This window comes from Actinokineospora xionganensis (assembly GCF_014323725.1).
Lineage (GTDB): Bacteria > Actinomycetota > Actinomycetes > Mycobacteriales > Pseudonocardiaceae > Actinokineospora > Actinokineospora xionganensis.
The window spans coordinates 48,961-60,672 of the sequence record NZ_JABVED010000005.1; the positions used below are offsets into that span (position 1 = coordinate 48,961).

Consider the following 11,712-nt stretch of genomic DNA (forward strand, 5'->3'; position numbering starts at 1 on the left):
CCCCCGTGGATCACGGGACACGTCCGAGTCGGGTGGCCCGGCGGAGCGGGCCACCCGACTCGGTGTTCGGGCTCGGACTCAGCCGACGAACGCGATGCCGACCGCGGTACCGAACAGCGGGGCGACGACGTGCGCCTTTCCGGTGGCCAGGTTGACCTTTGCCAGCACCGACAGGCTCCGCGGCCCGTCGAACTGCACGGCCGCGAGGGCCTCGTAGTCACGCGGGTTGAACGGGCCGGCGGGCGCCGCGCCACGGATGTCGAAGCCGTTGACGGCGGTGACCCGCAGGCCGAGCTTGCCGACGGTGAACAGTTGCCCGGTGTTCGGCGAGACGACTGGGGTGACGCCGGGAGCCGAGCCCTGGGTGACCAAGGTGTCGCGGGCGGCGTCGATGTCGTAGAGCAGCGTACTGGTCGCGCCCGCCACGCTGTTCGTGTAACCGGCGGCGCCGACCTTCGGGGTGGTGCCCGCGGCCGGGTCGGTCATGGCGTAGGCCAGCGGGCCGTCGGTGGCCGCGAGGGCGCCGGTGTCCGGGACCAGCCGGAAATTCTGGCCGGTGTCGGTGACGACCCGGATGCGGTCGACCGTCGGGTTGAAGTCGAAGCCGATCGCCGAGCCGTTCAGCGCCACCGGCGTCCCGACGGCCGTGGCCCGCCCGGAGTCCTGGTCGACGGTGTAGAGCTGACCCTTGGCGGACAGCGAGTACAGGACGCCGGTCGCCGGCCGGACGTCGATGCCGATCAGTTTGTCCCCCCTGGCGACACCGGTGATCCGGGTCTTGCCCCTGGGCAGCAGTGGGAAGCCCGAGTCGTGCCTGCTCAGTACCCCGTTCGAGTGCAGTACCACCAGGTCTCCGCCGGAAGGGTGGTGGCGCGGGGTGGCGGACGCGGCGCCGGTGCTCAGCATCGCGGCCGCGAGCGCCGCGCCGATCACGATCGCGGTTGTCGCTTTACGCATTGGGTGCTCCTAGGTCTCGACGAGCGTGCGTCGGTGCTTTCGGGTCGGATGGCGTGCGCGTTCAATCGGTCCGAAGTTTTCGTCGGAAGGTGAACATCTGCTGCCTCGGCTCCGAATAAGCCCAAGAGAGCGAGGGGATACCCGATGGGCAGGCTCGTGCGAAGGAGTCGGACGACACAGGGAGCCGACGAACCCGACCTCGCGTCCGACCAGGCTCTGCGAGCCGCGTACCGGGCGCACGGACCGGAGCTGTACCGCTTCGCGTTGCGTCAGTTGCGCGACGACGGCGGCGCGCAGGACGTCGTGCAGGAGGTGTTCCTGCGGGCCTGGCGCTCGGCCGACCGGTTCGACCCGAACATCGCGAGCCTGCGAGTGTGGTTGTTCGCCATAGCGCGGCACGTGGTGGTGGACGAGATCCGGCGAAGCGGGGCCCGGCCCGCGCGGGCGTTCGGCCTGGCGATGGAGGAGACCTCGGGTGCGAAGGGCATCGCTGACAACGGTTTCGACGAGCAGAAGATGACAGCGTGGCTTATCGAGGAGGCATTGAGCAGGATCAGCCCCGAGCACCGCACCGCGTTGGTGGAGACATACTTTCGCGGACGTCCTCATGCGGAGGTCGCCGCAGAGCAGGGTGTGCCGACCGGGACGTTGCGCAGCAGGTTGTTCTACGGGTTGAAGTCGCTCAGGGTGGTCATGGAGGAGATGGGGGTGGAGCCGTGAACGACGCCCATCGGTCCCTACGCGAGCTTCTCGGTGCCTACGCGCTCGACCAGCTCGACGACCACGAACGCATCGCAGTCGACGCGCACCTCGCCGGCTGCCCCGACTGCCGCGCCGAGTTGGACGAGATCGCCCCGGTCGCGCAGAGTCTGCGGCTGGTCGACCTGGACCGGCTCGGCCAACTCGCCCCGGCTCCGCCTGCCAGTCTCGGTGACGCCGTCCTTGCCCGGATCCAGATCGAACGCGCTCGCAGGCGGGAGGCTCCACGCTGGGCGTTACCGGCCGCCGCCGTCGTGGCCGCGATCGCCCTCGGAGCCGGCGTCGGGTGGGTGGCGCACCCGGACGTGCCCGACCAGCCCGTGGTCCTTCTGGAGGCGGTCGAGGTCGCGGGTCCGGACGCCAGGATCAGCGCCAGCGCCGACCTCGTCCCGCACACCTGGGGCGTGGAGATCAAGCTGACCGCGAGCGGGTTCGAGGCGGGCGCGCCGTATCGGGTGGCCGTGACCACGGTCGATGGCAACAAGGTCCCGGCCGGTGAGTTCCTCGGCACCGGCGCCAAGCAGATGAAGTGCAACCTCAACAGCTCGGTGCTGCGCGACCAGGCCACGGGGTTCGAGGTCACCGACTCTGCCGGGACGCTGGTTCTGACCTCGACGTTCTGAGGGGCGGGTCGGTCGATCACCACTAACACGTGACCCACGATGATCAGACAGGACCTAGTCCCGCCAGCCCGAGACCTCCACGCCCTTGGCGATGTCGAGGCGGAAGCCGAGGTCGATCTCCGCCGTTTTGCCCGGGGCCAGGTTCAGCTTCCAGGTGACTTTGCCGAGTTCGTCGCGTTCTGCCGGGTCGGGGCGCAGCGTGACCTCTCGGATGACGATGGACTCGCTTCGTGAAACGGGAACCTGGTCTATGACCGTGACTCGCGCGGCGCGCGGACCGAAGTTGCCGACCTTGATCCGGTAAGCGGCCTCTTGGCGCCGCGTGCCGCCGAGGACAGCCTTGCCCGCCGAGCGCCGGACCAGTTCACGCTCGACCCGGATGCGTTCGTCGACGCCCAGCGTCAGCTCGACCTCCTCACCCGGCGCCCACGGCTGCAGCTCGGTCGCACCGACGAACTCCGTGTCGTGGAAGATCGACGCCCGGCCCGGGCGCAAGGTGTGCTCGGACGTGTTGGTCACCGTGGCCCGCAGATAGGCCTCCGGGCCGCGCACGGGCACGGTCACGTGATCGGTCTCGGCCGGCAGATCAAAGGCCGCGACTGTGGTGCGGTGGGCCGTGCCGTCCGCCGGCACGGCGATAGGGCGCGTGGGCCGGTAGGTGGCCGAAGTGGCGCCCTGCTCGACGGCCGCGTACCGCTCCTCCATCATCGGTGCCGCCGCCATGGCGGGCATGGGGACGGCTCCGCCCGGTGCGGCGTCCATGGCGGCTCCGTACGCGATGCCACGCGACGCCTGGGGGGCGATCGGCCTCGGCCGCACCACGTCGACATACCAAGGCGACAGCTCGGGCACGTTCAGGCCGTCGGTCGGCTGCGCGGTCGAGAGCCGCAGGTCGCACTCCGGCCAGTCCTCGCCGCTGTGCTGGGTGACCAGCCCGTACCAGGTGACCGCCAGCGAGCCCGCTGACAGCCGCACGTCGTAGCGCGATTCCCAGTTGCCGCCGTGCACCAGGTAGGACAGCTCGAACTCCAGCTCACCGGCCTCAGCGACCTCCACGTCGACGTCGACGGCCATGCGGTCCGGTGCGCGTCGGGTGCGGCGGTCGTTGAGCTTGCGCTCGATCTCGTCGTGCTTCTCCTGGACCCTGCGTCGCTCGGAAGCGAGGTCGCGTCGGTCTGCCAGCACGGAGGAGAGCTGCCGCGCCAGTTCGTCGGACACGGACGCGACCCGCGCGGCGTCGGTCTGCTCGCGCGCGAGCGCCTTCGCGAAGGTGCCGCCCGCGTGTTCACCCAACTTGGTGACCATGTCCGCCCGCGCGGCGAGAACAGTCTCCTTGTCGCCCAGTTCGTCGAGGGCGGCGCGGACCATGTCCCGCTGCTCCTCCAACTCCGCGATAGCGCCATCGGGCGTTCGCGGGTGGTGTTCAGCGCGCACATCGACACCCAGCACGGTCGCCGCGCCGCGGCCGTTGACCCGCACCGAATCCGGATGCAGCGACATCGGCAGCCCGCCGATGGCCACCCGCTGCTCGCCCACCTCGAGGCTGAGCACTCCGCGGCGGGTGATCCGCGCTTGTCCTGGATAAACGGTCACGGCGACGATCGGGGCGTCGAGTCGGCTGGTCACGTCCGCGAGGCTACCCACGGTGAGCCGGTCCGGCACGTGTCCACAGTGGAGACAACGACTTTCGGCGTATTGACACCCTGTGGATGTTGACGGAATGGTTCGGCCCGACCTGACACCCTGCCTCGTCTGGAGCCAACCCATGAGACGTGCGCGACCCGCCGTCACGGCCCTGGCCGCTTTACTCGCCGTTCCGCTGCTCACCAGCACCGCCTCCGCCCAGGTCGACCCGCCCAAGCCGGTCTTCGTCGACGGCCAGGCGCAGCCGGTCTTCGACCCGAAGGACGTTGTCCGCCAGTCCCTCTGGGTCTCCGCGCCGGTCGACTCCGACTTCGACGGCAAGGACGACCTGGTCCACGTCGAGGTCGTCCGGCCCAAGGCGACCGAACTCGGCATGAAGGTGCCGGTCGTCTACCAGGCGAGCCCGTACTACGCCGGCGGCAACGATGTGCCCAACCACGGCGTCGACCAAGAGCTCTACGTTCCGGGCAAGCCCGGGAACGGTGCTGACAAGACCGCTTCGCGCGGGTTGTCCGACGAGCGGGTCACCGCCGCGATGGGGCCGAACGCACCGATCACCTGGCGGTACGAGTCCTACTTCACCGCCCGCGGCTTCGCCGTGGTCTACGCCGAGTCGCTCGGTTCCGGGCTCTCCACGGGCTGCCCCACCAGCGGCGGACGCAACGAGACCATCGGCGCCAAGTCGGTCGTCGACTGGCTCAACGGCCGTGCCCCGGCCGCCGACGCGGCAGGCGCCCCGGTCGCCGCGGACTGGACCACCGGCAAGGTCGGCATGATGGGCGTGTCCTACAACGGCACCCTGCCGACCGCGGTCGCGACGACCGGTGTCGAGGGTCTGGAGACCATCGTCCCGATCGCGGCGATCTCCAGTTGGTACGACTACTACCGGGCCGACGGCCTGATCGTGGCGCCGGGAACGTTCCAGGGCGAGGACCTCGACGTGCTCGCCGACTACGTCTACACGCGCGAAGACCGTGAGATCTGCAAGCCGGTGATCGCCGACATCGTGGCCAAGCAGGACCGGGTGACCGGCGACTACAGCCCGTTCTGGGACGAGCGAAACTATCTCAACGATGTCGGGAACGTCCGGGCTTCGGTGCTCGCCGTGCACGGGCTCAACGACTGGAACGTCAAGATGACCCACGTCGAGCAGCTGTACTCGGCACTCAAGCGCAACGGGGTCGAGCACAAGATCTGGCTGCACCAGTCCGGGCACGCCGACCCGTACCGGCTGCGCCAGGCCGAATGGCTCACCACGCTCAACCGCTGGATGTCGCACTACCTCTACGCGATCGACAACGGTGTCGAGGACGAGCCGAAGTCGACCGTGCAGCGCGAGGACAAGACCTGGCACGACGAAGCCGAGTGGCCCGCGCCGGGAACCATGTCCGCCCGGCTCTACCCGTCGGTGGGCGGCTCCGCTCACGGTGGGCTGAGCGCGCGTCCGTCGTTCGGTCGTCCGTTGGTCGAGACGCTGACCGATGACGTGGCCAAGACCGCCGAGGACCTCGCGGCCGCGGCGGCGTCGGAGAACCGGCTGTCTTACGTGACCCGCCCCGCCGCGCGGCCGCTGCGGATCAGCGGTGTCGTGCAAGCCGACCTGCGGCTCTCGTTCAGCAAGCCCGCGGCGAACGTGACCGTGCTGCTGGTCGACCGCGCACCCGACGGCAAGACGTCGATCGTGACGCGGGGATGGACCGACCCGCAGAACCGGCAGTCGCCCAGCCGGACCAAGCCGATCCAGCCGGGCAAGGCTTACGACATCCAGGTGGACTTGGTCCCGGACGACTACGTTCTCGCTGCGGGTCACAGCCTCGCGGTGGTAGTCATGTCCAGCGACTACGACTACACGCTGCGCCCACGTCCGGGCGCGGGGATCTCCCTGGACCTGTCGCACAGCTACCTGACCCTGCCCGCGGTGGGAGGTCAGGCGGCCGTTCGCGCCTCCGTTGGATAGTCCCCTAATGAACCCCTATCCAGGAAACTGTTCACTGCGGAGTCGTCTGTCGAACCTTTCGCGCCGACATACGTCGTGGTCCGATCGATGTATCGGATCTTCGCGGAGGTGTCAGATGAACAGGTACTTATCCCTGGCGTGCACCACAGTCGTCGCGGCGGCGCTCCTCGTGTTGGGCGAGGGCGTCGCCGCGGCCGCTCCGGGCTTCCAAATGCCATTCCCCTGTGGGCAGGTCTGGTCCGGGCAGACCCGGACCAACCACAGCCCGGCCAACGCGGTGGACTTCAACCGCACCGACGACCTGAACGACCCGGTGGTCGCGTCCGCGGGCGGCACGGTCAGCCGCTCCGAGAGCGAGGGCGACGCCAGCTACGGGCAGTGGGTCGAGATCGATCACGGCTCCGGTTGGCGGACCCGCTACGCGCACCTGTCGGTGCGGCGCGTCTCGGTCGGACAGTCCGTCACGATCGGGCAGCTCATCGGCAATGTCGGCAACACCGGCGAATCGTCCGGCGCGCACCTGCACTTCGAGCAGCGACTCAACGGCGTCGCACAGCGGATCGTGTTCAACGGCAGCCAGATCTTCTACTGGGGCACTCGCAGCTACACCAGTAACAACCGGTGCGGTGGCGGGAATCCGTACACGCCGCAGGAAGTGTGCGGCAGCGGCTACAGCGTGATCGACTCCGCGGCGCTGGGCACCTCGGGTCGGACCTACCTGCTCTACAACTCCGGCAACGGTTACAACTGTGTGGCCACGATCAAGTCGGTGAACATCGGCACGGCCTCCCCGGTCTCGGCGTTCCTCGAGGTCGCGGGCGGCACACGGACCACGGATTCCGGGTCCTACAAGTACTACGCGGGACCGGTGAAGCGGTCCGCGCCGGGCAAGTGCGTCAAGTGGGGCGGGTCGGTCGGATCGGCTTCCTACGCCAGCCCGTTCGAGCACTGCGGCTGAAGAGGGTAACGCGGGGACCCGACGAACCACGGTCTCGTCGGGTCCCCGTCCACAGTGGGCGATCCGCTATCCACAGTGGAATCGCCGGGGGTGTTCACACCGCCGGATCCGCCGCACAGTGGTCTCATGACGCACCTCCACGCCACCATCACCTTCGCCGACGAAGGCGACTTCGTCGCTGCCGTGCCCTCGCTGCTGGGCTTCCACCCGGTCGACTCCATCGTCGTGCTCGCCGTCGTCGACGACGGTCCGCGCTGCCGGATCGGGCAACTCATGCGCTCGGACCTGCGGCTACCGGGTGACGACCTGTTCATGGCGCGGTACCTGAGTCAGACGTGCGCCCAGAACGGCGGCTCGCGCGTCTTCGTCCTGATCACCGGAGGCGGTTCGGAGCGTCTGCCCCAGAGCGATTTCGTCGACCTGGTCCGCGCGGCGTTCGACGAGGAGGGGGTGTCGGTCGAGCTGGCCGTCTGGGCTCGGTCCGCCAGGGCGGGCGAGAAGTGGTGGTGCTACGACGATCCCGAGCGGTGCGGGGAAGTCCCAGACCCGGACATCGCTCCGGTCGCCGCCGCCCTGACTGTCGCGGGCCTGGTGAAGTACCCCACTCGTGAGGCTCTCGCCGCGACGCTGGCGCCCGATCCTCCGGACGACATAAGGCGTCGGAGCGTCCTGATCGATGCCCGGCTCCAGGCTGAATTCAGGAACGGGCAAGCAGGCGAGTGCGATCCCGAGGCCTTCTCGCGGGACTGGGCTCTGGTCGATGCCGCGCTGGACGACTTCACGCGGTCCACAGAGGATCTTTCGGGCCGCGGATCGGAGCCACTCTGGGAGGACGAGAGAATCGTGGGGCTGGCCGTCGCCCTGTGCCACAGCGACGTCAGAAGTGAATGCCTCAAGGTCGCGCTGTCCGCACGGGCGCCCGCGGCCGTGCGCCTGTGGACCCGGCTGACCCGGTCGACCCCGGCCCCCGAACGCGCGCAACCAGCCGTCCTGCTGGCGATCGGCGCGTACCTCCGCGGCGACGGCCCGCTCGCGCATATCGCCTTGGACGTCGCCATGGAGGCAAACCCGGGCCACGCCCTCGCCTCACTCTTGCGCGCGGCCATCGGCCACGCGATCGCACCGACTGAACTTCGCGAGATCATCACCCGCGCGAGCCAATACTCGACTCGCACCGTGGCGGCGCCGTGAATCGTGCACACCGCGGTCGGCGGCCAAGTGGTTACGCGCGACCAACTCTGCTCCGGAGCTGGTCAGCGGTCATCGACTCGCGTCCGCGGAAGGCTCCTTCCGCGGAGCGTGGTTCGGTCGTTGTGGTGCGTGCCAGAGGACCGAGATCGCCGTTCTTGACCCGCTTTCCTGGGGCTTGCCAAGGGCATCAGCGCACTGGCGATGAACGCGGCAGCGCTGAACCTCCGCTGCGCCAGTGGGTGCTTCAGGCGCTCACCATGCTCAGTGAGCAGCGGGGCAAGACGCTGCCTGTCCGTGTGGATCAGCCTCGGGCGCGGGTGAACTCCCAGGCGTCGCTGACGATGGTGCGCAGGTCCGGGCGCTCGGGCTTCCAGCCCAGCCGGGTGCTCGCGGCATCCGACGAGGCGACGAGGATCGCCGGGTCGCCGGGGCGGCGGTCGGCGAAGTCCGCCGGGATGGCGTGGCCGGTGACCTCGCGGCAGGTCTGCACGACCTCGCGGTTGGAGAAGCCGGTGCCGGTGCCGAGGTTGAAGATCTGGTGCTCGCCCGCGACGGCGTGGCCCAAGGCGAGGAGGTGGGCCTCGGCGAGGTCGAGGACATGGATGTAGTCGCGCACGCAGGTGCCGTCGGGGGTCGGGTAGTCCTCCCCGTAGATGGACAGCTTGTCCCGCTTGCCCATGGCGACCTGCAGCACGATCGGGATCAGGTGCGTCTCGGTGGTGTGCCGCTCGCCGAAGGAGCCGTACGCGCCCGCGACGTTGAAGTAGCGCAGGCTCACCGCGGCCAGGCCGTGCGCGGCGGCGTACGAGGTGATGGCGTGGTCGATGGCCAGCTTGGTGGCGCCATAGGTGTTGGTCGGGCGGGTGGGGGCTGTCTCGAGGATCGGGACCTGCTCCGGCTCGCCGTAGGTCGCGGCGGTGGAGGAGAAGACCAGCCGCGGGGTGCCGTGCTCACGCATGGCGTCGAGCAGCCGGAGGGAGGTGAGGACGTTGCCGTTCCAGTACTTGCCGGGGTCCTGCATGGACTCGCCGACCAATGACTTCGCCGCGAAGTGCAGCACGCCGTCGAATCCCTCGGCGAGCAGCTTGGGCGCCACCTCGGCGAGGTCGCCCTCGACGAACCGGGCACCCTCGGGGATGGCGTCCGCGTGCCCGGTCGACAGGTCGTCCACGACCACGACGTCGTGCCCGGTCTCCACCAGCCTCGCCGCGCAGACGCTGCCGACATATCCCGCTCCGCCGGTCACGAGCAGCTTCACCGTGGTCCTCGCCTTCCTCGTCCGCGCGATGGCGTGTCTCGCCCTCGCGACGACCCTAGGGCATGTCCTGCGGACCGTGGCAGGCGCTATTCGCGGCCGCGCGGCCACTGTTCGCACCGCGGGAACGGCCACGGACAACCGGCACGCGACCGTCCCCTCGGCATGCCCAGGAGCCAGTCGGGTCACGAATCCCGCCCGCAATGGTCCACAGGATCCGCCCAGGGCGCGCACGGCACACCCCGGCCAACGTCCCAACTACCTCGCGGCGACGCTCAGAGGTCTCGGCCCGCGCCCGCGGACGGGACAGCCGGGAACATGCGCGGCGGTTCGAACGACCGCTCCGCGAACGCGGCCAGCACGGCCGAGCGAACCCGCGCGGCATGGTCGACCGGCACCAGCGCGATGGCTGTGCCACCGAATCCACCACCGGTCATCCGGGCGCCCAGGGCTCCGGCACCCACCGCGGCCGCCACCGCGACGTCGAGTTCCTCGCACGACACGCGGTAGTCGTCGCGCAGGCTGCGGTGCGACTCCGTCAAGAGGTCACCGATCCGCCCGGGAGCGTCCGCGCGCAGCGCGGCCACGGTTTTCAGCACCCGTTCGTTCTCGGACACCACGTGTTTGGCCAGCGGCAACAGGTCCGGTGGAAGCGCGGACACCTCGCTCGCGTCACGAAGGGAGGCGAGACCCAACAGCTCGGCCGCGCGTTCGCAACCCTTGCGCCGGTCGCCGTAGGCCGAGTCGGCCAGCGAGTGGCGGACCCGGGTGTCGATCGCCAGGACCTCAAGGCCGTGGGCTGCCGCGTCGAATGGGATCTGCTCCTGCTCGCCGGAGCGGACGTCGACGAACAGGACGTGCGCGGCCACGCAGCACAGGGACGCGGTCTGGTCGAGCAGGCCGGTGGGGGCGCCGACGAAGTCGTTCTCGGACCGCTGGATCCAGCGAGCCAACTCGGCCAGTGGCGGCTTCTCGCCCGAGCCGAGGCCGAGCAGGGCGAGTGCGACCGCGCACTGCAGCGCGTGCGACGACGACAGCCCGGCGCCTGTCGGGACGTCGCCCGCGATGACCAGGTCGGCCCCGGTGTCGAAACCGTGGTCGCGCAGCACCCAGGCCACACCGCACGGGTACGCGGCCCAGCCGGTCACCCCACCGGGACGCAGATCGGCCACCGCGACCGGGCCCGCGTGCTGGGTGGTGCCGTCGTCGCCAACGGTCGTGGCGGTCAGCATTCCATCGTCCCGCGGCGACGCGGCGACGGCGATACGGAAGGGGAGAGCGAAAGGGAGGACGAAGCCGTCGTTGTAATCGGTGTGCTCACCGATGAGATTCACCCGACCGGGGGCGGACCAGACACCGGCGGGGGCACGGCCGTGCTTCTGCCGGAACGCGCCGGCCGCCCGGATGGCCGGGGTCGCGGCGTCGCGCCCGACCGCGGTGGCGGCGAGCCCTGGCGGCGGTGCACTCGGTGCGCCAGGGCTTCCGTCTGCCCTTATGCCGGGGGAGCGGACGGGGCCTGCCGCCGACGGCTCCTGGAGAGATCCAGGAGCCGTTCCCGGTGATTTGCCGGTCGGGCTCTCGGTGGTGACGCGGGAGACGTCGTCGAGGGAGCCGGCCGGTATGGTGCTGGGCGTGTCGTGGGGCAGGTCGGCGCCTCGGTCGGAACCTCGGGTCACGTCGAGCGAGCCAGCACCGCGTGCAGGACGATCGGGGCCAGCTGGGCGGTGTTGCCCGCGCCGGTGATCTCGATGTTGCCGTCGCCCTTGGACGCGCCGACGGCGATCATCTCGCCGGGGAGGATCCCGACGGCCTTGAGTTCGCCCATCAGCTGCGAGTCGAGCTGTACGTGCTCGGCGATGCGGCGGACCTCGACCGTGCCGCCGCCGCGGCGGGCGACCTCGTCGAGGCGGACCAAGCCCGCTTCGACCGGGGGAGCGGGCTCGCCCTCGCCCAGTTCGTCCAGGCCGGGGATCGGGTTGCCGTACGGCGACGTCGTCGGGTGGTTGAGGAGCTTGACGAGCTTGCGCTCGACGGCCTCGCTCATCACGTGCTCCCAGCGGCACGCCTCGCTGTGGACCTGCTCCCACTCCAGGCCGATGACGTCGACGAGCAGGCGCTCGGCGAGGCGATGCTTGCGCATCACGGCGATGGCCAGGGACCGGCCGTGGTCGGTGAGTTCGAGGTGCCGGTCGCCCGCGACGATCAGCAGCCCGTCGCGCTCCATGCGGCCGACGGTCTGGCTCACGGTGGGGCCGCTCTGGCCGAGGCGTTCCGCGATGCGGGCACGCAGGGGGACGACGCCCTCTTCCTCGAGTTCGTAGATCGTCCGGAGGTACATCTCTGTGGTGTCGATGAGATCGTTCACGCC

General features: G+C 69.9%; 10 protein-coding genes. 5 read left to right on the forward strand and 5 right to left on the reverse strand.

Annotated features, from left to right (window positions below; genetic code table 11):
• Positions 1–78: 78 nt before the first annotated feature.
• On the reverse strand, positions 79–957 hold the full coding sequence (locus GPZ80_RS10615) for a DUF4394 domain-containing protein (protein WP_187220151.1): 879 nt from the start codon (positions 955–957) through the stop codon (positions 79–81).
• Positions 958–1,101: 144 nt separating this feature from the next.
• On the opposite strand from GPZ80_RS10615, the gene GPZ80_RS10620 reads away from it, so the two are divergent.
• Positions 1,102–1,677, forward strand: a complete 576-nt coding sequence (locus GPZ80_RS10620; protein ID WP_187220152.1) for a sigma-70 family RNA polymerase sigma factor — start codon at positions 1,102–1,104, stop codon at positions 1,675–1,677.
• The gene (locus tag GPZ80_RS10625; RefSeq protein ID WP_187220153.1) at positions 1,674–2,339 is read left to right on the forward strand and encodes an anti-sigma factor family protein; all 666 of its coding nucleotides are present in this window, start codon (positions 1,674–1,676) and stop codon (positions 2,337–2,339) included. The genes GPZ80_RS10620 and GPZ80_RS10625 overlap by 4 nt, the downstream gene beginning before the upstream one ends.
• Positions 2,340–2,393: 54 nt before the next feature.
• On the opposite strand, the gene GPZ80_RS10630 is transcribed toward GPZ80_RS10625, so the two are convergent.
• Positions 2,394–3,965 (reverse strand): mucoidy inhibitor MuiA family protein, encoded by a 1,572-nt coding sequence (locus tag GPZ80_RS10630; RefSeq protein ID WP_312880239.1) that lies wholly within the window; start codon positions 3,963–3,965, stop codon positions 2,394–2,396.
• Positions 3,966–4,104: 139 nt separating this feature from the next.
• Between GPZ80_RS10630 and GPZ80_RS10635 the strand changes: the two genes are divergently transcribed.
• The 3 genes from GPZ80_RS10635 to GPZ80_RS10645 all read left to right on the forward strand — a co-directional run bounded on the left by GPZ80_RS10635 (position 4,105) and on the right by GPZ80_RS10645 (position 8,089).
• On the forward strand, positions 4,105–5,940 hold the full coding sequence (locus GPZ80_RS10635; RefSeq protein WP_187220155.1) for a Xaa-Pro dipeptidyl-peptidase: 1,836 nt from the start codon (positions 4,105–4,107) through the stop codon (positions 5,938–5,940).
• 115 nt (positions 5,941–6,055) lie between these two features.
• Positions 6,056–6,898 (forward strand): M23 family metallopeptidase, encoded by an 843-nt coding sequence (locus tag GPZ80_RS10640; RefSeq protein WP_187220156.1) that lies wholly within the window; start codon positions 6,056–6,058, stop codon positions 6,896–6,898.
• A gap of 126 nt (positions 6,899–7,024) precedes the next feature.
• On the forward strand, positions 7,025–8,089 hold the full coding sequence (locus GPZ80_RS10645; protein WP_187220157.1) for a DUF4192 domain-containing protein: 1,065 nt from the start codon (positions 7,025–7,027) through the stop codon (positions 8,087–8,089).
• A gap of 301 nt (positions 8,090–8,390) precedes the next feature.
• Here GPZ80_RS10645 and galE read toward each other — a convergent pair whose 3' ends face one another.
• From galE to GPZ80_RS10660, 3 genes are all read right to left on the reverse strand, one after another.
• The gene (galE, locus tag GPZ80_RS10650) at positions 8,391–9,347 is read right to left on the reverse strand and encodes a UDP-glucose 4-epimerase GalE (protein ID WP_187220158.1); all 957 of its coding nucleotides are present in this window, start codon (positions 9,345–9,347) and stop codon (positions 8,391–8,393) included.
• Between the two features lie 272 nt (positions 9,348–9,619).
• On the reverse strand, positions 9,620–10,750 hold the full coding sequence (gene galK, locus GPZ80_RS10655) for a galactokinase (RefSeq protein WP_187220400.1): 1,131 nt from the start codon (positions 10,748–10,750) through the stop codon (positions 9,620–9,622).
• A 266-nt stretch (positions 10,751–11,016) separates the two neighbouring features.
• Positions 11,017–11,709 (reverse strand): iron-dependent transcriptional repressor DtxR, encoded by a 693-nt coding sequence (locus tag GPZ80_RS10660; RefSeq protein ID WP_187220159.1) that lies wholly within the window; start codon positions 11,707–11,709, stop codon positions 11,017–11,019.
• Positions 11,710–11,712 lie beyond the last annotated feature (3 nt).